This window comes from Stenotrophomonas lactitubi (assembly GCF_002803515.1).
Classification (GTDB): Bacteria; Pseudomonadota; Gammaproteobacteria; order Xanthomonadales; family Xanthomonadaceae; genus Stenotrophomonas; species Stenotrophomonas lactitubi.
Genome location: NZ_PHQX01000001.1, coordinates 1,451,695 through 1,473,273, shown reverse-complemented (window position 1 = coordinate 1,473,273; position 21,579 = coordinate 1,451,695). Strand labels below are relative to the sequence as shown.

Annotated in this window: 17 protein-coding genes; 4 read left to right on the top strand and 13 right to left on the bottom strand. The window is 66.2% G+C overall.

All coding sequences use genetic code 11. The features are described from left to right. Positions 1-370 precede the first annotated feature (370 nt). From folD to CR156_RS07140, 4 genes are all read right to left on the bottom strand, one after another. Positions 371-1,249, bottom strand: coding sequence for a bifunctional methylenetetrahydrofolate dehydrogenase/methenyltetrahydrofolate cyclohydrolase FolD (gene folD / locus CR156_RS07155; RefSeq protein WP_100552320.1), 879 nt, complete (start codon positions 1,247-1,249; stop codon positions 371-373). A 174-nt stretch (positions 1,250-1,423) separates the two neighbouring features. Beyond that, positions 1,424-3,259: a monovalent cation:proton antiporter-2 (CPA2) family protein gene (locus CR156_RS07150; RefSeq protein ID WP_100552319.1), complete on the bottom strand. Its 1,836-nt coding sequence runs from the start codon at positions 3,257-3,259 to the stop codon at positions 1,424-1,426. A gap of 355 nt (positions 3,260-3,614) precedes the next feature. Next, complete coding sequence (moeB, locus tag CR156_RS07145; protein ID WP_100552318.1) at positions 3,615-4,751, bottom strand: molybdopterin-synthase adenylyltransferase MoeB; 1,137 nt, start codon at positions 4,749-4,751, stop codon at positions 3,615-3,617. A gap of 145 nt (positions 4,752-4,896) precedes the next feature. Then, complete coding sequence (locus CR156_RS07140) at positions 4,897-5,814, bottom strand: LysR family transcriptional regulator (protein WP_409349566.1); 918 nt, start codon at positions 5,812-5,814, stop codon at positions 4,897-4,899. Between the two features lie 118 nt (positions 5,815-5,932). Between CR156_RS07140 and CR156_RS07135 the strand changes: the two genes are divergently transcribed. Then, positions 5,933-6,967: an alcohol dehydrogenase catalytic domain-containing protein gene (locus tag CR156_RS07135; RefSeq protein ID WP_207761051.1), complete on the top strand. Its 1,035-nt coding sequence runs from the start codon at positions 5,933-5,935 to the stop codon at positions 6,965-6,967. 60 nt (positions 6,968-7,027) lie between these two features. On the opposite strand, the gene der is transcribed toward CR156_RS07135, so the two are convergent. The 7 genes from der to ndk form a co-directional block, all read right to left on the bottom strand. Beyond that, positions 7,028-8,425: a ribosome biogenesis GTPase Der gene (gene der, locus CR156_RS07130; protein ID WP_025874993.1), complete on the bottom strand. Its 1,398-nt coding sequence runs from the start codon at positions 8,423-8,425 to the stop codon at positions 7,028-7,030. 15 nt (positions 8,426-8,440) lie between these two features. Continuing rightward, positions 8,441-9,649 carry an outer membrane protein assembly factor BamB gene (gene bamB / locus CR156_RS07125; RefSeq protein ID WP_088100629.1) on the bottom strand — a complete coding sequence of 403 codons (1,209 nt, stop codon included), beginning with the start codon at positions 9,647-9,649 and terminating at the stop codon, positions 8,441-8,443. After that, complete coding sequence (locus CR156_RS07120) at positions 9,649-10,287, bottom strand: YfgM family protein (protein WP_100552316.1); 639 nt, start codon at positions 10,285-10,287, stop codon at positions 9,649-9,651. The genes bamB and CR156_RS07120 overlap by 1 nt, the downstream gene beginning before the upstream one ends. Positions 10,288-10,351: 64 nt before the next feature. Next, positions 10,352-11,212, bottom strand: coding sequence for a helix-turn-helix domain-containing protein (locus CR156_RS07115; protein ID WP_100552315.1), 861 nt, complete (start codon positions 11,210-11,212; stop codon positions 10,352-10,354). A gap of 18 nt (positions 11,213-11,230) precedes the next feature. After that, the gene (gene pilW, locus CR156_RS07110; protein WP_100552314.1) at positions 11,231-12,019 is read right to left on the bottom strand and encodes a type IV pilus biogenesis/stability protein PilW; all 789 of its coding nucleotides are present in this window, start codon (positions 12,017-12,019) and stop codon (positions 11,231-11,233) included. After that, entirely contained in the window at positions 12,006-13,211 is a 1,206-nt protein-coding gene (gene rlmN, locus CR156_RS07105; protein WP_100552313.1) for a 23S rRNA (adenine(2503)-C(2))-methyltransferase RlmN, read from the bottom strand. Before rlmN ends, pilW begins: the two co-directional genes overlap by 14 nt. Positions 13,212-13,221: 10 nt before the next feature. Then, positions 13,222-13,647: a nucleoside-diphosphate kinase gene (gene ndk / locus CR156_RS07100; protein WP_089240536.1), complete on the bottom strand. Its 426-nt coding sequence runs from the start codon at positions 13,645-13,647 to the stop codon at positions 13,222-13,224. A gap of 319 nt (positions 13,648-13,966) precedes the next feature. Between ndk and CR156_RS07095 the strand changes: the two genes are divergently transcribed. From CR156_RS07095 to CR156_RS07085, 3 genes are all read left to right on the top strand, one after another. After that, complete coding sequence (locus CR156_RS07095; RefSeq protein WP_100552312.1) at positions 13,967-14,635, top strand: TetR/AcrR family transcriptional regulator; 669 nt, start codon at positions 13,967-13,969, stop codon at positions 14,633-14,635. A gap of 26 nt (positions 14,636-14,661) precedes the next feature. Beyond that, positions 14,662-17,034, top strand: coding sequence for a 3-hydroxyacyl-CoA dehydrogenase/enoyl-CoA hydratase family protein (locus CR156_RS07090; RefSeq protein WP_089240532.1), 2,373 nt, complete (start codon positions 14,662-14,664; stop codon positions 17,032-17,034). Positions 17,035-17,108: 74 nt separating this feature from the next. Then, positions 17,109-18,317 (top strand): acetyl-CoA C-acyltransferase, encoded by a 1,209-nt coding sequence (locus CR156_RS07085; protein ID WP_100552311.1) that lies wholly within the window; start codon positions 17,109-17,111, stop codon positions 18,315-18,317. A 473-nt stretch (positions 18,318-18,790) separates the two neighbouring features. Here CR156_RS07085 and galU read toward each other — a convergent pair whose 3' ends face one another. Further along, complete coding sequence (galU, locus tag CR156_RS07080; protein ID WP_100552310.1) at positions 18,791-19,669, bottom strand: UTP--glucose-1-phosphate uridylyltransferase GalU; 879 nt, start codon at positions 19,667-19,669, stop codon at positions 18,791-18,793. Continuing rightward, on the bottom strand, positions 19,666-21,579 hold the full coding sequence (locus CR156_RS07075; protein ID WP_165780973.1) for a polysaccharide biosynthesis protein: 1,914 nt from the start codon (positions 21,577-21,579) through the stop codon (positions 19,666-19,668). Before CR156_RS07075 ends, galU begins: the two co-directional genes overlap by 4 nt.

Below are 21,579 nucleotides of genomic sequence, written 5' to 3'. Positions count from 1 at the left end.
GCGCGACATTTTACCCTGTTTTGGCGGCCTGTGGCAGGGGGTAGATGCGACGCAGTGTCGCGCGGGCGAAGATCTGTTCAGGGCCCCCGGATCACTGCCCTTGGCGGATGCACTCCGCCCTTGGTGGGTGCGGACCGTTGGTCCGCACTATCCCTCAGACACCTATACCCCAGCAGGAATCCCACTCTCTGGCACTGTGCCGACCAACGGTCGGCACCCACCAACAGCAGGCCCCCCAACAGCCCTTCCGGCCAGATCCTCCGCCTTAGGTGGGTGCGGACCGTTGGTCCGCACAATCCCTCAGACACCTGTACGCCAGCAGGAATCCCACCCCTCTGGCACTGTGCCGGCCAGCGGCCGGTAGTACCGATCAGACCCCGGCTTCCGCCGCTTCCAACGTGTTCTGCATCAACGTGGCCACGGTCATCGGGCCCACGCCGCCCGGCACCGGGGTGATCCAGCTCGCCCGCTGCGCTGCGGCCTCGAACCCGACATCGCCCACCAGGCGGCCGTCGTCCAACCGGTTGATGCCGACGTCGATCACCACCGCACCCGGCTTCACCCACTCGCCCGGCACGATGCCCGGGCGACCCACCGCCACCACCAGGATGTCGGCGTTGCGCACGGCCTGTTCCAGTACATCCTTGGGGGTGAACTTGTGGCAGCTGGTGACGGTGCAGCCGGCAATCAGCAGCTCCAGGCCCATCGGCCGGCCAACGTGGTTGCTGACGCCGACGATGGTGGCGTTGCGGCCGCGCACCGGCTGGTCGGTGTGGCCCAGCAGCGTGGTGATGCCACGCGGGGTGCACGGGCGCAGGCCGAACTCACGCAGGGCCAGGTGGCCGACGTTTTCCGGGTGGAAGCCGTCCACGTCCTTGCGCGGGTCGATGCGCTGGATCAGGCGGCGCGCATCGGGGATGCCCGGCAGCGGCAGCTGGATCAGGATGCCGTTGATCTTCGGGTCGGCGTTGAGCTGGTCGATCAGGTCGAGCAGCTCGGCCTCGGTGGTGCCGGCCGGCAGATCGTAGTCGTAGGCTTCGATGCCCACCTTCTCGGCCGCGCGGCGCTTGTTGCGCACGTACACGGTCGAGGCCGGGTCGCCCCCCACCAGCACCACGGCCAGGCCCGGGCGGCTGCCACCGGCGGCAACACGGGCGTCAACCCGCACCTTCAGGCTGTCGAGCAGGTCCTCGGCGATACGGCGGCCATCGAGGATGCGGGCAGGAAGCTGGGGGGCGGAGTCGGTCATCGGGTGCGGGCGTGGGGCGGCGGGGACGCTATTGTCCCCGATTCACGCCCCCTCGCCCACCGCCGCGATCGCCCGCTGCGCTCGCCGGGCATGGCCCGGCGCTACCCACGAATCGCGCGACACCCCGGTAGCGCCGGGCCATGCCCGGCGAGCGCGAAGCGCGGCGCGTGGCAATCATTCCTCTTCTTCTTCCGGCACTTCATCCGCATTGAGCGTGCGTGCCTTGCGCTTGGGCGCGGTGAACGGCGTTGGCGTCGGCACACCCGGCAGCGCGCTGCCGAACACCATGTGCGCACCGGCACGCAGGTTGCCGCCGGCCATTTCCAGTTCGAAGCGCTCGGCGTCGCGCTCGCGGATCTGCTCGGCGATCTCGCGCGCGTCGTCTTCCTCCGCACCCAGCTCCACGAGCGCGGCCTGCCCGAACAGCAGCGCCGACTCGAAGGTTTCGCGGATCTGGAAATCCACACCGGCATGGATCAGCCGCAGCGAATGCTCGCGGTCGAACGAGCGCACCAGCAGCTTGGCCTGCGGGAACTGATGGGCCACCAGCTCGACGATGCGGTCGGCATCCTCGGCATTGTTCACGCACACCGCGACCGCACGCGCACTGCCCGCGCCGGACGCATGCAGCACGTCCAGACGGGTACCGTCGCCGTAATAGATCTTGAAACCGAAGCGCTCGGCGTTGTGGATCATCTCCACGTCGTTGTCGATGATGGTCACGTCCACGTCGCGCGCCAGCAGCGATTGGCTGGCCACCTGGCCGAAGCGGCCGAAGCCGATCAGCAGCACGCTGCCGGACAGGCCATCGGCGGTGTCCACGCCTTCCAGGCTGACGGTCGGCTTCGGCGCCACGCGCTTGTAGACCAGCACCACCAGCGGCGTCAGCGCCATCGACAGCACCACCACGGCGGTGAAGTTGGCATTGATGTCCAGGCTGATTACGCCGGCGCTCGCTGCGGCCGAGAACAGCACGAAGGCGAACTCGCCGCCCTGCGCCATCAGCACGCCACGATCCAGCGCCTGCGCGTGGTCGCTTCCCATGATGCGCGCGACCACGTAGATGCACAGCGCCTTGGCCGCCATCAGCGCCACCACCAGGCCGAGGATCATCGGCCAGTTGCCAGCCACCACGCCCAGGTCGAGCGCCATGCCCACGCTGAGGAAGAACAGGCCCAGCAGGATGCCGCGGAACGGCTCGATGTCCGCTTCGATCTGGTGGCGGAAGGTCGATTCGCTCAGCAGCACGCCCGCAAGGAACGCGCCCATCGCCATCGACAACCCGGACAGCTGCATCAGCAGCGCCGCACCCAGCACCACCAGCAGTGCGGCGGCGGTCATCACTTCGCGCGCCTTCGATTCGGCCAGCACGCGGAACAGCGGATTGAGCAGGAAACGACCGACCAGCACCAGGCCGACGATGGCGCCCACGCCGATCGCCACCGACATCCAGCGCGAGCCCTCACCGTCGGCGCTGCCGGCAGCCGGCGCCATCCACGCGACAAGCGCCAGCAGCGGCACGATCAGCAGGTCTTCGAACAACAGGATCGAGACGATCTTCTGCCCCGACGGCAGCGCGATGTCGCCGCGCTCGGCCAGCAGCTGCATCACCACCGCAGTGGAGGTCAGCACGAAGCCGGTGGCGCCGATGAAGGCGATCTGCCACGGCAGCCCGAACAGCTTGGCGATGCTGGTCAGCACCAGCGCGCAGGTGACGATCTGCAGCGTGCCCAGCCCGAAGATTTCCTTTCGCAGGCTCCACAGGTGCGAGGGCCGCATTTCCAGGCCGATGACGAACAGGAACATGACCACGCCGAGTTCGGCGGTATGCAGGATCGCCTGCGGGTCGGAGAACCAGCCCAGCCCGAACGGGCCGATCGCCAGGCCGGCGGCGAAGTAGCCCAGCACCGAGCCCAGGCCGAGCCGACGGAACAGCGGCACCATCACCACCGCTGCGCCCAACAGGGCGACGACCTTGACCAGCTCGCTGGTCGCTGCTTCTACCGCCATGCGGTGGGTTCCCCGGAAATCGAAATCGGACTCAACGATAGAGCAACACCGATGACGGCAATAGCATGTACGTTGCGTTTTATTGTCTTGGAGATGGAACGATGCGGACAGCGACCCCCAACATCATCCCGAAACCATGCACATGCTTCGGTAGGTGCCAACCTTGGTTGGCACAATCCCGAAGCCATGACCTGTAGAGCCGAGCCCACGCTCGGCTGATTCTGGCCTCAGCGCGAGGAGCAGCCGAGCGTAGGCTCGGCTCTACAGTAGATCCACGCCATGCGTGGAGGAGGCCCAACCGGGTTCGCCCACCCCAGTAGATCCACGCCATGCGTGGATGGCGCCCCGACGCGGCTCACCCGCCCCGACAGAACGCGGCGTAATCGATATACCCCGGGAACGGCACGCCCGGCGCACACACCGGGCACTGCGGGTCCGGCCCGATGCCGGTCTCGCGGAAGCGCATGCCCAGCGCATCAAAGCGCAGCAGGCGCCCCACCAACGGCTCGCCGATGCCCAACAGCAGCTTCAGCACCTCGGTGGCCTGCAGCACCCCGGCAAGGCCCGGCAGCACGCCCAGCACGCCCGCCTCGGAGCAGTTGGGCGCGAACTCCGGCGGCGGCGGCTCCGGGAACAGGCAGCGATAGCACGGCGCCACGCCACGCTGGCGGCCGGCGTCGAACACGCTCACCTGGCCGTCGAAGCGCTCGATGGCGGCATAGACCATCGGCTTGGCGTGCTTGATGCAGGCGTCGTTGAGCAGGTAGCGCAGCGGGAAGTTGTCCGAGCCGTCCAGCACCACATCGACATCCTGCAGCAGGCGGTCCACGTTCTCCGAAGTCACCCGCTCGGGCACCGCCTCGACCTCGATGGACGGGTTCAATGCCAGCAGCCGCTCGCGCGCCGAATCGACCTTCAGCTGGCCGACGCTGGCCTCGGTATGCACGATCTGCCGATGCAGATTGCTGCGCTCGACACGGTCGTGGTCGGCGAAACGCAGATGCCCTACCCCGGCCGCCGCCAGATAGAAGCCGGCCGGTGCGCCCAGCCCGCCCGCACCCAGCACCAGCACCCGCGACTGCTGCAGGCGGCGCTGGCCGGCCTCGCCCACCTGCGGCAGCAGCAGATGGCGCGAATAGCGGTCGTAGAAATCGCGGTCGGCGGCGCTGGTCAGCGGCTGCACCAGCGGCAGCGCCTGCTCGCGCCAGGCGACGGTGCCGCCAGCGACGGAGCCGACGCTGGTGTAGCCCGCATCCAGCAGCGCCTGCGCCGCATCGGCCGAGCGCTTGCCGCTCTGGCAGATCAGCAGGATTTCCTGGTCCGGCAGCGGCAGGTGCGCGGCCGCGTCAGCCAGCAACTCGCCCTTGGCCACGCCACGCGCGCCTTCGGCCATGCCGCCGGCCCGCTCATGCGCCTCGCGCACGTCGATCAGCACCGCGCCATGGGCCACGCGCACTCGCGCCTGCTCGGGGGAAAGCTCTGGAATGCTCATGGCCGCATTATCGCGCACGTGGCATCGGCCCGCCTTGACCAGGATCTGTAGAGCCGAGCCCATGCTCGGCTGGCGCGCGGCAATGCGCGAAAAGCAGCCGAGCATGGGCTCGGCTCTACAGATGTACCACAAGCGTAGCCCGGCGCTATGCCGGCTGCCTGCTTCCAACCTGCTGCTGAAGAACACCGATGAGCGCTTTCAACCCGGGAGGAACATGCCGATGGCCCGGGTAGTACAGCGAAAGACCGGGGAACTCGGGACACCAGTCCGCAAGCAACCGAAGCAGGCGACCATCGGCCAACGGCTGCAGCGCCAGATGCTCGGGAACGAACGCAATACCGATGCCGTCAACGGCGGCGTCGACCATCAGCGGCTGGTCCGTCAGCGTGATCGGCCCGGAGACGTTCACCCGCTCGGTGACGCCCTGGCGCTCGAACTCCCAGCGATAGATCGCCCCGCTCTCGAACCGGAAGCGGATGCAGTCGTGCTGATGCAGGTCCAGTGGCCGCAGTGGCCGGCCGCGCGCGTCCAGGTACGCCGGTGAGGCAACCGCCGCGAACCGCATGGGCGGCGTCACCGCTACCGCCACCATGTCCCGCGGCACGGCTTCGGCAAGGCGGATACCCGCATCAAAACCGTCCGAAACGATATCGCCCAATCTGCCGTCACTGACGATGTCCAGATGCACCTGCGGGTACTGGCGCAGGAACCGTGCAAGCACCGGTTTCAGCACGAGCCGTATCGCCCCTTCGCTGGCATTGATGCGGACGGTGCCACGCGGCGTGCCCGCTTCGGTATCCACCGACTGCAGCGCCTCCTCGATGGACGCCATTGCTGGCCGCAGTTTTTCCGCCAGGCGCTCGCCGGCGTCGGTCAGCGAGACGCTGCGCGTGGTGCGATTGAACAGGCGTGCGCCCAGCCGCTGCTCCAGCGTCTTGATGGCATGGCTGATCGCCGACGGCGTGATGTTCAACTCCGCGGCCGCACTGCGGAAGCTGCGATGCGCTGCCACCGCGAGGAACGCGGTGAAGGCGGCCAGATCACCCCCACCCGATTGCTGAATGAGATTCACCATGTCGTCAGATATTGAAGCGATTGTCTTGATAGTCAGCGGATTCTACGCTCAGCGCTGTCGCGGGCGCAGGCCCTCGGCGCTCATCCACCGAGACAGGATCAAGACGATGAAGATGATGAAGGCGGTTGTGATGACCGGGCCGAACAAGCCGTGGCAGGTACAGGACGTCCCGGTACCCGCGATCGAACCGGGCCAGGTACTGGTCAAGGTTCACGCGTCCGGCATGTGCTACACCGATGTATGGGCAACCCAGGGTTACGGTGGCGACATCTATCCCCAGACGCCGGGGCACGAAGTAGTCGGAGAAGTGGTGGAGGTGGGCGCCGGCGTGCACTCGCGCCGGGTGGGCGATCGCGTGGGCACCACGTGGGTCCAGTCGTCCTGCGGGCGTTGCCCCTACTGCCGCGAGAACCGTCCCTTGTCCGGACAGACGGCAATGAACTGCGATGCACCTCGCACCACCGGCTTCGCCGCGCAGGGCGGCCATGCCCAGTACATCGCGATCTCCGCCGAAGGCACGGTACTGCTGCCTGACGGACTCTCCTACGTGGACGCGGCCCCGATGATGTGTGCCGGCTACACGACCTGGAGCGGGTTGCGCGATGCGGCACCCCAGCCACGGGAAAAGATCGCGGTACTTGGCATCGGCGGGCTTGGCCACGTCGCCCTGCAGCTGTCCAGAGCCTGTGGCTTCGAGACCATCGCAATCACGCATTCCGCGGACAAGCATGCACTTGCCCTGCAGTTGGGCGCCGACCAGGTCGTTGCCAGTGGCAAGGAACTGAAGGCGATCGGCGGCGCCGACGTGCTGCTGGTGACCACCAACGAATTCAGCTCGGCCGAAGAAGCCATGACCGGCCTGCGTGTCGATGGACGCGTGGTGCTGTGCGGGCTGGACTTCAGCCAGCCCTTCTCGATCTCGTCCGACGGCGTACCGTTCCACATGATGCGCCAGCGCGTGATCGGCGCCACCCATGGTGGCCAGCACTACCTTGGCGAAGTGCTGGCGCTTGCCGCCACCGGCAAGGTCAAGCCGATGGTCGAGACGTTTGACTTGGACCACGCGACCGAGGCCTATGACCGCCTGGCATCGGGCAGGATGAGGTTCCGCGGGGTGCTGCTGCCTTGGGGCAGCGCCTGAGAAAGTGCGCCGTAACGCGCCACAACGAAAAAGGCGGCCCTGCGGCCGCCTTCCTGTGAATCACTTGCCCTTGACGTGCTTCATCAAGCGCCGCTTGGCCTTGACCTGCCGTTCGGTCAGCACGTTCTTCTTGCCCTCGTACGGGTTGGCACCCTCGCGGAAGATGAACTGCACCGGCGTACCGATCAGCTTGAAGCGCTTGCGGAAGAAGTTCTCCAGGTAGCGCTTGTACGACTCCTGCAGTTCCTTCAGGCGGGTGCCGTGCACGATGAAGGTCGGCGGGTTGGCGCCGGCCGGGTGCACGTAACGCAGCTTGGAGACATGGCCGCGGATGGTCGGCGGCGGGTTGGTCTCGTAGGCCACTTCCAGCGCCTTGTTCACTTCGCTGGTGGTGAAGGTCTTGTTCGCCGATTCGTGCGCGCGGTGCACCGCACGGAACAGCTCGCGCAGGCCCGAGCCATGCTTGGCCGAGATGCGCACGGACTCGGCCCACGGCACGAAGCCCAGACGCAGCGACAGCATCGTTTCCGCCTGCTCGCGCTGGTAGTCGGTCAGGCCGTCCCACTTGTTGATCGCGATCACCAGCGCGCGGCCGGCATCCAGTACGGCGCCGAGCACGGTGGCGTCCTGGTCGGTCACGCCTTCGGTGGCGTCGAGCATCAGCACGGCTACCTGGCACTGCTCGATCGACTGCATGGTCTTGACCACCGAGAACTTCTCGACGACCTCGTCCACGCGCGAGCGGCGACGCAGGCCGGCGGTGTCGATCAGGCGGTACTCGCGACCGTCACGCTCCAGGTCCACCGAAATCGAATCGCGGGTGGTGCCCGGCACGTCCGAGGCGATCATCCGCTCTTCGCCGAGGATGCGGTTGACCAGGGTCGACTTGCCCACGTTCGGGCGGCCGACGAAAGCGATGCGCACGCGGTTCGGATCGTTGTCCAGCTCTTCGCCGCTGCCCTCTTCCGGCAGGCGCTGAATGACCTCGTCCAGCAGGTCGTCCAGGCCCTGGCGGTGGGCAGCCGACACGGTCAGCATCTCGCTGAAGCCGTAGCGGGCAAACTCCGAACGCACGGTGTCCTCGTCGGTGCCGTCGATCTTGTTGATCAGCAGCAGCGTCGGGCGCGACAGCTTGCGCAGCCAGGCCAGGATCTCATCGTCCATCGCCGAGGTGCCCTCGCGGGCATCAACGACAAACAGGATCAGGTCAGCTTCGCCAGCGGCAGCGCGGGCCTGGCGCGTGGTAGCACCAGCCAGGCCTTCTTCTTCCTCTGCGATGCCGCCGGTATCGACGACGAGGAAATGGTTGTCCTCGTCAAGCCGGCAGACGCCATAGTTGCGGTCCCGGGTGACGCCGGGCTGGTCATGGACCAGGGCGTCACGGGTTCGGGTCAGTGCATTGAATATGGTCGACTTGCCGACATTCGGCCGTCCAACCAGGGCGACCAAAGGCAGCATCGCGATTACTCCGTATTAATTTGCCAACCGGAATGCGGTCAGCTTGCCATCAACGTTCTGCACCAGCAGCACCCCATCGACGACGATTGGCTGGGCCAGAAGCGCATCACCGCCGCTTTTCGCCCGCGCTGCCATCGCGCCATCGGAGGCCTGCAGCCAATGCAGGTATCCCTTGTAGTCACCGACCACCACGTAGTCGCCGTGCAGCGCCGGACCGGTCAGCGAGCGCCGGGCCAGTGCGGTCTGCGACCACATCGCCGCGCCGCTGGCCTTGTCCAGGCCAAACACGCCGCCCTTGTTGTCGGTAACGAAAACATTGCCCGAAGACACCGCCACACCGCCGGCACCGCCGTGGTCACGCGCCCACATCGGGCGACCGGTCGGGCCTTCGATGGCCATGGTCTGGTTCTTGAAGCTGCTCACGAACAGCGTATTGCCGTCGAGCACCGGGGCGCCATCGACGTCGGCCATGCGGTCCAGCTCGGTACGGCCTTCGCCGGTGCCGACATTCTGGTCCCACAGCGTGCGGCCGTCCTGCATGGCCAGCGCAGCAACGCTGCCCTCGTCCTTGCCGATGAACAACACGCCCGGACCGGCCACCACCGCCGCGTTGCCACGCACGGTCAGCGCCGGCAGCTCGCTCGGGTTGAACCACTTCTGGGTGCCGTTGCCGGCATCGAACGCGGTGACGCGGCCATCATTGCTGCGCACGAAGACCATGCCCTGGGCAATGGCCGGCGCGGCGATGACTTCATTCGGCACGCGTGCGCGCCACTTCTCGCTGCCATCGTTGATGTCCAGCGCGATCACCTGGCCATCGAGGGTACCGATGACCACCAGGTTCTCGCCGACGCCCGGACCACCGGACAGCCGCAGCTTGGCCTTCTTCTTTTCCTTCTTCGGCTCCCAGGTCCAGACCTTCTTGCCGGTCTGCAGGTCGATGGCGTGCACGCCACCGGTGATCGCCGCGGCGAACACGTGACCGTTGGCCACTGCCGGGCCCTGGCGCACGCCGATGCGGCGCTCGCCCTTGCCGAGGTTGACCGACCAGGCCTTGTTGACCTTCAGGGTCGGCTCGAACTTCACCAGTTCAGCCGGCTCCTGTGCCTTCTTCGCTGCTGCGTCCTTGCCGGCGAACCAGCCCTTCATGGTGCTGCAACCGGACAGCGCCATACCGAGCAGGAGTACGGTGGCGACGCGCGTGATCATGACCTTCTGACTCATCAAACCGACTCCGCAGGGGCGGCGACGGTGCCGCCGGCGTCCATAACCTTGGTTTCCAGCAGACGCCGCTGCGGCGCTGCCACGTCCAGCGTCTTCAGCGCCTTCTCATACTGTTCGCGGGCCGCGTCACGCTTGCCCTGCGCCATCAGCGCATCGCCATGGATTTCCAGGCTGCTGCTGTCGGTGGCGCTGCCCAGCAGCTTGATCGCTTCATCGCCCTTGCCGGTAGCCACCAGCAGGCGTGCCACGCGCTGGTCGACCACGCGCTGCAGGTCGCCTTCGACCTTCACCGCGCGCAGGGTAGCCAGCGCTTCTTCATTCTTGCCCGCATCGACCTGGGCCTTGGCCAGCTGCAGCGCCGCCAGGTCGCCGTAGATGCTGGACGGGCCAGCCTCCAGCGCCTTGACCGCCTTGGCCGCGTCATCGAGCTTGTTTGCCTGCAGACCCGCCAGGGCCTTCTGGTACTCGACATTGGCCGAGGCCAGCTTGCCGCCCTGGTCCTTCTGGTACCACTGCCAGCCGGCAATGGCACCGATGGCGATGACTACGCCACCGAGGATGCTGGCACCATTCTTCCGCAGCCAGCTGCGGACGCGTTCACTTTGTTCGTGCTCGTCGAGCAGGTCGTCGATCGCCATGCGTACTCTCGCCCCGCCCATCGGGAGGGACCATTGGGATTATCGAAGGTGGTGAAACCGCGCCTCAGTGTGAAACCGGGACAACGGAGCCTTCAGAGGATACCTGAAAGCGTGCCACGTTGGCTCGCTGATAGGGCGTCAGATCGACGATAGCGCCATTCTGCTGAACCTGGACCGCCGAAGCATTGCCCAAGGTGACGCGGGCAACCTGGCCCGGCGTGAAGCTGCGGCTTTCACCGGACTTGATCAACGCCTTCTCCACGGTGGCGCCATCGGGGCCACCGATATCGACCCAGCTGTCGCCGCTGAACTGCATGTCCAGGTTGGCGGCTGGCGCCGGCGCGGCGCGTGGTACCGGGGCCAGCGAAGCGACGTAGGGGGTGGCAGTCGGCTTGATGACGGGCGCGGCCGTCACTTCGGCCGGCGCGGCAGCGGCGGACCCGGGACCGGCCGGGGTAACCGGTACGGCGGCCGGGATCACGTCCAGCGAGGCGGTGTTCGGCGAAGGCGCGGCACCATCGAAGTGGCCACGGGTGGCGAACCAGACCGGGACCGCCAGCACGGCGGTAATACCGACATACAGCGCACGGCGGCCGAGATTCTCGGCGATCCGGCGCGCACGCGGGGTATGGGTGTGGCTGACCAGGGTCGGCGGAACCACCGGGCCAACCTGGGCCTGTTCCAGCAGTTCGCTGACGTCGACACCGAGCAGGCGGGCATAGCTGCGCAGCTGGCCGCGCACGAACACCGGCGCCCCCAGCTTCTGCCACTGCTCCTGCTCGAGCGACTTCACCACTTGAACCGGCATGCGCAGGCGCTGGCCGACGTCTTCGAGGGTCAGTCCGGCGGCCTCGCGAGCCTGGCGCAGGCGGGTGCCGCAGCCGGCCACAGTCTCGAGATCGCTCACAGTCTGGTCATCAATCACAATGCATCAACCCTGGAGTTAGGAGCCCGCGTCCTGCGGAAATTCCTGTCGAATCCGCTGAAGATAGCGATCAGATGCTGCCTGATCACCCAGCCGCGCCTCGATTTGAGACGCAAGTTGTAACACGGAACGCGTGGCCGGTGCAGCCGCAATCCTACGTTCGGCGAAGGCGCGGGCCTCCATGAACTGGCCGCGACGGAAGCTCAGCTGGGCCATCGCCTCCAACGCGACCGGGTTGTCCGGCACCTGCGCCAGGGCGGCACGCAGGTCGCGCTCGGCGCGTTCAAGCTGGCCAGCGTCCAACGCGCAACCACCGGCATTGGCCAGGGCAGCGGCGGGCGTGGCGTAGTCCGGGGCAGCCAGGGCACGATCGAACCAGACCAGCGATTCGGCCGAGTGGCCGTGCTGGCACAGCCACGCCGCGTAATTGTTGAGCACGTCACCGCGTTTCGGCGCCAGCTCCGCAGCGCGGCGGAAACCATCCCCCGCCTGCTGCTCGCGCCCCCTGCGGTCTTCGACTCCGGCCAGCAGCATCACCGCATCCACCCCGTTGGGCTGGAGCTTCAGCGCACGGCGCACCTTGCGCTCGGCCTCGTCCAGATTGCCCACCTGCATGTCGCGGGCGGCCAGCGCCAGCAGATCCTCGTAGTGGAACTTCTGGCGTACGCCCGGCGCATCGCGGACGGTGTGGATCGGCGCGACCCCGCCCGGGCCGATCGGAATCTCACTTGTGGTCGTGCAACCGCCCGCTGCCAGTGCCAGCGCGCCTGCGAACAGGGCCACCGGCAGGCGATCAGGCCGCCGCATCGCTCCCCTTCCCTGCCTGCAACGTCTTGTTGAACTCTGCCTGGCGGCGGGTGCGATCCATCACCTGGCCCTTGAGCTGGCCACAGGCAGCGTCGATGTCGTCGCCACGGGTCCGTCGGACCATGGTCAGCACCTTCGCGTCGAGCAGGATCTTCTGGAAGGCACGGATATGCGCTTCTTCGGAACGCTCGTAGCGCGTCCCCGGGAACGGATTGAACGGAATCAGGTTGACCTTGCCCGAGTGCGACGCCTGCACGGCATTGTCGAACTGGCGCATCAGCCGCGCCAGCTGCCGGGCATGCTCGGGCTGGTCGTTGATGCCCTTCATCAGGGTGTATTCAAAGGTCACCGACTCGCGGCGCTTGTTGGCGCGCAGGTAGCGTGCGCACGATGCCATCAGCTCGGCGATCGGGTACTTCTTGTTGAGCGGGACCAGCGTCTCGCGCAGCGCATCGTCGGCCGCGTGCAGCGACACCGCCAGCGACACGTCGCTTTCGGCGGACAGGCGGTCGATCTGCGGCACCAGGCCGGAGGTCGACAGGGTCACGCGCTTGTTGGCCAGGCCGTAGCCCAGGTCGTCGCGCATCACGCTCATGGCGCGCACGACGTTGTCGAAATTCATCAACGGCTCGCCCATGCCCATCATCACCACGTTGGTGAGACGACGCTGCTTGTGCGGGATGTTGCCCAGATGACGCGCAGCGACCCACACCTGGCCGATGATCTCGGCAGTGGAGAGGTTGCGGTTGAAGCCCTGGGTGGCGGTTGAACAGAACGTGCAGTTCAGCGCGCAGCCCACCTGCGAGGACACGCACAGGGTGCCGCGGTTCTTGTCCGGAATGTAGACGGCCTCGATGGCGTTCTTGCCATCGGTGCCCATCGCCAGCAGCCACTTGTGGGTGCCGTCGGCGGAGGGCTTGTCGAACACGATGTTGGGGACGCGGACCTCGGCGTGCTGGTGCAGCTTGCCGCGCAGCGCCTTGCCCAGGTCGGTCATCTCATCGAAATCGGTGACGTAGTGATGGTGGATCCACTTCATCACCTGATGGGCGCGGTAGCGCGCTTCGCCGAGAGTCTCGGCGAAGAAGCGCTCCAGACCCTCGCGATCGAGGTCGAGCAGATTCTGCTTTGCCACAACCGGACCCGCAACGAGTACGGAAGGGATGGCGGTTGGCTGTACGACCTCGTTCACGGCATCACTCTCAGCGCGAAACGACTTCGGTGGCGGCGAAGAAGTAGGCGATTTCGATCGCGGCGTTCTCGACCGAGTCCGAGCCGTGGGCGGCGTTGGCATCGATGGATTCGGCGAAGTCGGCGCGGATGGTGCCCGCAGCGGCTTCCTTCGGGTTGGTGGCGCCCAGCAGGTCGCGGTGGGCCAGGACGGCGTTCTCGCCTTCCAGGGCCTGGATCATCACCGGGCCGGAGATCATGAACTCGACCAGTGCGTTGAAGAACGGACGCTCGCGGTGCACGGCGTAGAAGCCTTCGGCTTCACGGCGCGACAGCTGCTTGTACTTGGCGGCCACGACCTTCAGGCCAGCCTTTTCAAAGCGGGCGTAGATTTCGCCGATGACGTTCTTGGCAACGGCGTCCGGCTTGACGATCGAAAGGGTGCGCTCCAGCGCCATGGGATGTCTCCAATGGAATCGGGCCGCTGATGGCCCGAAGGGTAACAAAAAAAAAGCCGCGTCGAAACGCGGGCTTAGCCTGATAAACGTGCGCGGATTGTAAAAGATCCCACTCAGTAGTGCCAGCCCATGGCTGGCAGGCCTCATGCCGGTCGTTTCGGGCCTGGGGCTCCCATTCAGGATTGCGAGCTGCCAGCCATGGGCTGGCACTACTGAATCCCCTGTAACCGCCCAGGCATTTTTGCTGCACTGCAAAATGCCATACGCTACCGTCTGGTTCTAGTATCAAACAATCGTTTGATTAAGGTCCGCCCGCCCGATGGCCAAGCCCGCCCACTTCTCGACCAAGGACCGGATCCTCGGCGCCGCCGAGGAGCTGTTCGCCCAGCACGGCTTTGCCGGCACCTCGCTGCGCCAAGTCACCAGCCAGGCCGACGTCAACATCGCTGCGGTGAACTACCACTTCGGGTCCAAGGAAAACCTGGTCAACGAAGTCTTCCGCCGCCGCATGGACGAGATGACCGGCGCCCGCCTGGCCCAGCTCGAGCGCGCCCGCAACGAACACCCCGGGCAACTGCGGCCGGTGCTGGCCGCCTTCGTCGAGCCGGCCCTGGCGCTGGCCCAGGACCGCCAGAACGGCGGCGCCTTCGTCCGCGTGATCGCCCGTGCCTACGCTGAAAAGAACGACAACCTGCGCAAGTTCCTGTCCGACCACTATGGCCACGTGCTGCGTGAGTTCGGCAAGGCGATTGCCACCTGCGTGCCCAGCCTGAGCAAAGAGGAGCTCTATTGGCGCCTGGATTTCCTAGCCGGCTCGCTGACCTATGCCATGGCCGATTTCGGGCTGATCAAGCGACCCGCCGGTGTCACCGAAACGGCGCATCGTGCCCATGCCGCGCATGAACTGATCCATTTCGCCGAGGCCGGATTCCGCGCCGCCGCCCGCAGCGGCAGCACCCTGCCCGCCTCCATTGATTCCACCCAGTAACTGCTGACCAACAAAGGCCCTACACCATGTCCAATTCCCTGCTAGTCCGCCGCGCCGCCGTGCTGGGTGCCGGCGTCATGGGTGCCCAGATCGCCGCCCACCTCACCAATGCCGGCGTCGACACCGTGCTGTTCGACCTGCCCGCAAAGGAAGGTCCGGCCGATGGCATCGTGCTGAAGTCGATCGCCAACCTCGGCAAGCTGAGCCCGGCACCGCTGGCCAGCAAGTCGCTGGCCGAAGCCATCACCCCGGCCAACTACGAGACCGGGCTGGAACAGCTGAAGGACTGCGACCTGATCATCGAGGCCATCGCCGAGCGCATGGACTGGAAGCAGGACCTGTACAAGAAGATCGCCCCGTTCGTGGCCGACCACGCGGTGCTGGCCTCCAACACCTCGGGCCTGGGCATCAACAAGCTGGCCGACGTGCTGCCGGAACAGCTGCGCCACCGCTTCTGCGGCGTGCATTTCTTCAATCCGCCGCGCTACATGCACCTGGCCGAGCTGATTCCGGCCACCACCACCGACGCCAGCGTGCTGGAAGGCCTGGAAGCCTTCCTGGTCACCACCCTGGGCAAGGGCGTGGTGTACGCCAAGGACACCCCGAACTTCATCGGCAACCGCATCGGCGTGTTCTCGATCCTGTCCACCATCCACCACACCCAGCAGTTCGGCCTGGGCTTCGATGAAGTGGACGGCCTGACCGGCCCGCTGGTCGGCCGCCCGAAGTCGGCCACCTACCGCACCTCCGACGTGGTCGGCCTGGACACCATGGCCCACGTCATCAAGACCATGGGCGATACTCTGCCGAATGACCCGTGGCATGAATTCTTCAAGTCGCCGAAGTGGCTGGATGCGCTGATTGCCAAGGGTGCACTGGGCCAGAAGACCGGCGCCGGCATCTTCCGCAAGGTCGGCAAGGACATCGTGGTGCTGGACCTGGAAAAGCAGGACTACCGTCCGGCTGACCGCGCCGCCGCACCGGAAGTGGTCGAGATCCTGAAGATCAAGAACCCGGCCGAGAAGTTCGCCAAGCTGCGCGAGAGCCAGCACCCGCAGGCGCAGTTCCTGTGGGCGACCTTCCGCGATCTGTTCCACTACAGCGCCTACCACCTGGCCGACATCGCCGAGACCGCGCGCGACGTCGACCTGGCCATCCGCTGGGGCTACGGCTGGTCGCTGGGCCCGTTCGAAACCTGGCAGGCCGCCGGCTGGAAGCAGGTCGCACAGTGGATCGCCGATGACATCGTGGCCGGCAAGAGCATGAGCAACGCCCCGCTGCCGGACTGGGTGTTCGATGGCCGCGACGGTGTGCACGCCGCCGAGGGCAGCTACAGCCCGTCGCGCAACGCCAAGCTGCCGCGCTCGTCGCTGCCGGTGTACCAGCGCCAGCGCTTCCCCGATCCGCTGCTGGGCGAGAAGTTCGCACCGGGCGAGACCGTGTTCGAGAACGACGGCCTGCGCATGTGGCACGACGGTGATGGCATCGCCGTGGTCAGCTTCAAGACCAAGATGAACACCGTGTCCGACCACGTGCTGGATGGCCTGCAGGAGTGCGTCACGCGCGCCGAGAAGGACTTCCAGGGCCTGGTGATCTGGCAGCAGAAGGAGCCCTTCTCCGCCGGTGCCGACCTGGCCGGCGCGCTCGGCCTGCTGCAGGCCGGCAAGGTCGACCAGTTCGAGGAAATGGTGCACAACTTCCAGCGCACCAGCCAGCGCATCAAGTACTCGCTGGTGCCGGTGGTGGCTGCGGTGCGTGGCCTGGCCCTGGGTGGCGGCTGCGAATTCCAGATGCACAGCGCCAAGACCGTGGCCTTCCTGGAAAGCTACATCGGCCTGGTCGAGGCCGGCGTCGGTCTGCTGCCGGCCGGTGGCGGCCTGAAGGAACTGGCCGTGCGCGCCTCGCAGGCTGCAGGCCCGGGCGGTGACGTGTTCGCCGAACTGAAGAAGACCTTCGAGACCGTGGCGATGGCCAAGGTGTCCAACTCGGCGGTCAACGCCCAGGAACTGGGCCTGCTGCGCAGCACCGACAAGGTGGTGTTCAACAGCTACGAGGCGCTGTACATCGCCAAGGCCGAAGCACGTGCGCTGGCCGAAGCGGGCTACCGTCCGCCGCTGCCGGCACGCCGCATCCAGGTGGCCGGTGACGTCGGCATCGCGACCTTCAAGATGATGCTGGTCAACATGCTGGAAGGCCGCTTCATCAGCCCGTACGACTACGAGATCGCCGAGCGCATCGCCACCGTGCTGTGCGGCGGCAAGGTCGACCGCGGCACCCTGGTCGACGAAGAGTGGCTGCTGACCCTGGAGCGCAAGCACTTCGTCGAACTGGCCCAGCAGGAAAAGACCCAGGCCCGCATCGCGCACATGCTCAAGACCGGCAAGCCGCTGCGGAACTGATTGCCCCTCCCTGCTTTTGGTGGGTGCCGACCGTTGGTCGGCACTCCGGCTAAAAAATTCAAGAGATCACTGCAATGACCAAGCAAATCCAGGACGCCTACATCGTCGCCGCCACCCGCACCCCGGTTGGCAAGGCGCCCAAGGGCATGTTCCGCAACACCCGCCCCGATGACATGCTCGCCCACGTGCTGCGCAGCGTCGTCGCGCAGGCACCGGGCGTGGACGTCAACCGCATCGATGACGCGATCATCGGCTGCGCGATGCCGGAAGCCGAGCAGGGCATGAACGTGGCCCGCATCGGCGTGCTGCTGGCCGGCCTGCCGAACACCATCGCCGCGCAGACCGTGAACCGCTTCTGCTCCTCCGGCCTGCAGGCCGTAGCGCAGGCGGCCGACGCCATCCGCCTTGGCAATGCCGACCTGATGCTGGCCGGCGGCACCGAATCGATGTCGATGGTGCCGATGATGGGCAACAAGATCGCGATGGCCCCGAGCGTGTTCGACAACGACCACGTCGCCATCGCCTACGGCATGGGCATCACCGCCGAGAAGGTCGCTGAAGAATGGAAGGTCTCGCGCGAAGACCAGGACGCGTTCGCCCTGGCATCGCACCAGAAGGCCATGGCCGCCATCCAGAATGGCGACTTCAAGGACGAGATCAGCCCGTACGAGATCATCTCGCACCAGCCCGACCTGGCCGACGGCAAGCGCATCATCACCCGCAACAAGGTGGCCGACACCGACGAAGGCCCGCGTCCGGATTCCTCCGCTGAAGGCCTGGCCAAGCTGCGTCCGGTGTTCCGCAACGGCCAGTTCGGCGGCACCGTCACTGCCGGCAACTCCTCGCAGATGAGCGATGGCGCCGGCGCGGTGCTGCTGGCGTCGGAACAGGCGATCAAGGATTACGGCCTGACCCCGCTGGCCCGTTTCGTCAGCTTCTCGGTGGCCGGCGTGCGTCCGGAAGTGATGGGCATCGGCCCGATCGCCGCGATTCCGAAGGCGCTGAAGCAGGCCGGCCTTACCCAGGACCAGCTGGACTGGATCGAGCTCAACGAAGCCTTCGCGGCACAGTCGCTGGCGGTGATCCGCGATTGCGGCCTGGACCCGAGCAAGGTCAATCCGCTGGGCGGGGCGATCGCCCTGGGCCACCCGCTGGGTGCGACCGGTGCGATCCGTACCGCGACCCTGCTGCACGGCCTGCGTCGTCGCCAGCAGAAGTACGGCATGGTGACGATGTGCATCGGTACCGGCATGGGCGCGGCGGGCATTTTCGAGGCGCTGTAAGGTTCAGAGCGTTGCCGGCTGATTGTTGGCTGGCTGTGGGGCCCGGGCGGGTGAGACTGCCCGGGACACGCCGCAAGTACATCCCTGTAGGCTTGGCAGCGGCATCCATGCCGCTGACAGTCCCGGTCAGCCTCACCCACCCGGACCACCCAACATTCCGCGCGGCGGAGGGGTGAGCAAAGGCAGTAGATCCACGCCATGCGTGGATGCTTTCCACGATGGGGTCAGAGCCACAAAAAAGGCAGCCAATGGCTGCCTTTCTGCTTTTGCTTCTGCCGTTGATTCCGCCCTACCCGTCCGCGCCCGCAGGAAACCAGGCTGGCGGGATGGGTGGGGCTTTGCAGGACCGTTGGCGCCATGGATGGCGCCATCGAGCCCCCATGGACGGGTTTACGGCGTGTCCTGCAAAGGCCCGCCCATCCCGCCCATCACGTATCAATCAAGGCGCCGCGAACGGAGCGCTTGAAAACACCTTATTCCGCCAGCATCGCCGTCAGCTTCTCCCGCGCCGGGCCGGCCAGCTTCGGGTTGTCCAGCGCAAAACGAATCGTCGCCTCGACCAGCCCCAGATGGGTGCCGCAGTCGAAACGGGTGCCTTCGAAACGATAGGCATCAACTTCGTCGGTCTTCAGCAGTTCGGCGATCGCATCGGTCAGCTGGATCTCGCCGCCGGCACCGGTCCGGGTCTGCTCAAGCAGCTCGAAGATCTTCGGGCTCAGCACGTAGCGACCCACCACCGCCAGATCGCTCGGTGCGTCTTCCGGCTTCGGCTTCTCCACGATCTGCGAGATACGCCCCTTGCGGCCATCGAACGCCTCGGTGGCGACGATGCCGTAACTGGCCGTCTTGTCGTGTGGCACGTCTTCCACGGCGATGACGCTGGCGCCGCTGGCCTCGTTGAGGTCGGCCATCTGCTTCAGTGCACCCGCGCCGCGGTTCCAGATCAGATCATCCGGCAACAGCACAGCAAACGGCTCGTCACCGATGACCGCCTTGGCGCACAGCACCGCGTGGCCCAGGCCCAGAGCCTCGGCCTGGGTGACGAAGATCGCGCGCACGCCTTCCGGCAGCACATGGCGGATCAATTCGAGCTGCTCGTGCTTGCCCGCGCGCTCGAGCTTCTGCTCGAGCTCGTAGGCCTTGTCGAAATAGTCGGCGACAGCGTGCTTGTAGCGATTGGTGATGAACACCAGGGTGTCACAGCCCGCTTCGATCGCCTCATCCACGGCGTACTGGATCAGCGGCCGATCGATGATCGGCAGCATCTCCTTTGGCACCGTCTTGGTCGCCGGAAGAAAACGCGTGCCCAGACCTGCTACTGGAAATACTGCCTTGCGAATGCGCTTGCTCATTGGTGCCTGCTGGCCTCACGTGCCGGAAAGGGCACAACCTTAGCGGAAGAAATGTAAGCATCCTGTTCGATTGGCGAGAATTCCGGCATGGTCGCGAACAGGATTTCCTGGATCGTATCGATGTCGTACCTGGCAATCGCCTCGCGCAGCTTGGGCACGTTGCCCAGCACGACGTCACGCGAGAACGCACGTACGCCGGCTTCCAGGATCTTCGGGTGCGCGGTCGGCCGGTAGTCCTCGTCGGAATAGAACAGCGTCTCGTGCAGCTTCTCGCCCGGGCGCATGCCGGTGTAGATGATCGGGATGTCCTTGTAGGGCTGCTTGCCCGCCAGGCGGATCATCTGTTCGGCCAGCACCCGGATCGGCACGGGCTCGCCCATGTCCAAGGTATAGATCGCCCCGTGCGACGCCGACGCGGCCGCCTGCAGGATCAGCTGGCAGGCCTCGGGAATGGTCATGAAATAGCGGCTGACCTCCGGGTCGGTCACCGTAACCGGGCCGCCCTTGAGGATCTGCTCGCGGAACAACGGCACCACGCTGCCGGCCGACGCCAGCACGTTGCCGAAGCGCACGGTCACGAAACGGGTGTGCGTGGACTTCTGGTCCAGGCTCTGGCAGATCATCTCCGCATAGCGCTTGCTGGCGCCCAGCGCATTGACCGGGTCCACCGCCTTGTCGGTCGAAATGAACACAAAGTGCTCGACGCGGGCTTCCAGGCAGGCGCGGGCCACGTTCTCGGTGGCCAGGATGTTGTTGCGCACGGCTTCGCGCAGCTGACGCTCCAGCACCGGCACATGCTTGTAGGCGGCCGCATGGAAGGCGGTGTCGACCGGGTGCAGCGACAGCGCATGACGGATCACCGCAGGGTCGCCACAGTCACCGAGCACGGCTTCGATCTCGACATCGGGGAAGCTGCGGCGCAGCTCGCCCTCGATGGTCAACAGCAGCAGCTCACTGATCTCCAGCAGCACGATACGACCGGCACCATGGCGCGCGCACTGGCGACACAACTCGGACCCGATCGAGCCACCGGCACCGGTGACCATCACCGTGCGCCCACCCAACCAGCCGCGGATGAGGTTCCAGTCCGGCATGATCGGCTTGCGCCCAAGCAGGTCTTCGATGGCCACTTCCTTCAACTGGCCCGGCAGCGACTGACCCTGCAGGATGTCGCTGAGCTTGGGCACCGTGCGGAACGGAATGCCGGTGCTCTCGCAGATGGCCACCACGCGCTGCATGCCAACGGCATCCAGCGAGGGCATGGCGATCACCAGCAGCTTGGCCGCGGTCTCCCGGGCCACCGCCGGTGCGTCGTCCAGCGTGCCCAGGATCGGCAGGCTCTGCAGCTTGGCGCCACGCAGGTGCGGTGCATCATCGAGCAGGCCAACCGGCTCGAAATTGCCGGATCGGCGCAGGTCGCGCACCAGGGTCTCAGCGGCTTGGCCGGCGCCGAGAATCAGCACGCGGCGCGCGGACGAATCGGACTGCAGCGACTGGTAGTCCTTCCACGCCCGGTACAACAGGCGCGGCGCGCCCAGCAGTGCCGACAGTGCGAACGGATAGATCACCAGCACCGACATCGGCACGCCGTTGAAGCGCTTCCAGGCCAGCACCAGAACAATGGCGATCAGGCCGATGAAGCTGGCCTTGAAGATGTTCAGCAGGTCGCTGACGCTGGCGAAGCGCCACAGCCCGCGATAGAGGCCGATACGCCAGAACACCAGGCCCTGCAGCGCCAGCACCAGCGTGGTGTCCACGTTCCACAGCGGCAATGCGGGAGCGTCGGCAAGGATCGAGTAACGACCTGCATGCAGCAGCTGCCAACAGGCCCATACCATGAACAAGTCGTGGCAGACGATGGCCGTACGCGGCATCAGACCGAGGATTCTGTCCCGCCAGGGTGAAGACAT

Bases quoted from the DNA above. Each gene is read 5' to 3' on its own strand.
- der (WP_025874993.1), bottom strand. From the start codon at position 8,425: ATGCTGCCTTTGGTCGCCCTGGTTGGACGGCCGAATGTCGGCAAGTCG.
- CR156_RS07085 (WP_100552311.1), top strand. From the start codon at position 17,109: ATGACCAAGCAAATCCAGGACGCCTACATCGTCGCCGCCACCCGCACC.
- CR156_RS07120 (WP_100552316.1), bottom strand. From the start codon at position 10,287: ATGGCGATCGACGACCTGCTCGACGAGCACGAACAAAGTGAACGCGTC.
- CR156_RS07090 (WP_089240532.1), top strand. From the start codon at position 14,662: ATGTCCAATTCCCTGCTAGTCCGCCGCGCCGCCGTGCTGGGTGCCGGC.
- bamB (WP_088100629.1), bottom strand. From the start codon at position 9,649: ATGAGTCAGAAGGTCATGATCACGCGCGTCGCCACCGTACTCCTGCTC.
- CR156_RS07150 (WP_100552319.1), bottom strand. From the start codon at position 3,259: ATGGCGGTAGAAGCAGCGACCAGCGAGCTGGTCAAGGTCGTCGCCCTG.
- moeB (WP_100552318.1), bottom strand. From the start codon at position 4,751: ATGAGCATTCCAGAGCTTTCCCCCGAGCAGGCGCGAGTGCGCGTGGCC.
- ndk (WP_089240536.1), bottom strand. From the start codon at position 13,647: ATGGCGCTGGAGCGCACCCTTTCGATCGTCAAGCCGGACGCCGTTGCC.
- CR156_RS07095 (WP_100552312.1), top strand. From the start codon at position 13,967: ATGGCCAAGCCCGCCCACTTCTCGACCAAGGACCGGATCCTCGGCGCC.
- CR156_RS07075 (WP_165780973.1), bottom strand. From the start codon at position 21,579: ATGTCTTCACCCTGGCGGGACAGAATCCTCGGTCTGATGCCGCGTACG.
- pilW (WP_100552314.1), bottom strand. From the start codon at position 12,019: ATGCGGCGGCCTGATCGCCTGCCGGTGGCCCTGTTCGCAGGCGCGCTG.
- galU (WP_100552310.1), bottom strand. From the start codon at position 19,669: ATGAGCAAGCGCATTCGCAAGGCAGTATTTCCAGTAGCAGGTCTGGGC.
- folD (WP_100552320.1), bottom strand. From the start codon at position 1,249: ATGACCGACTCCGCCCCCCAGCTTCCTGCCCGCATCCTCGATGGCCGC.
- CR156_RS07135 (WP_207761051.1), top strand. From the start codon at position 5,933: ATGAAGATGATGAAGGCGGTTGTGATGACCGGGCCGAACAAGCCGTGG.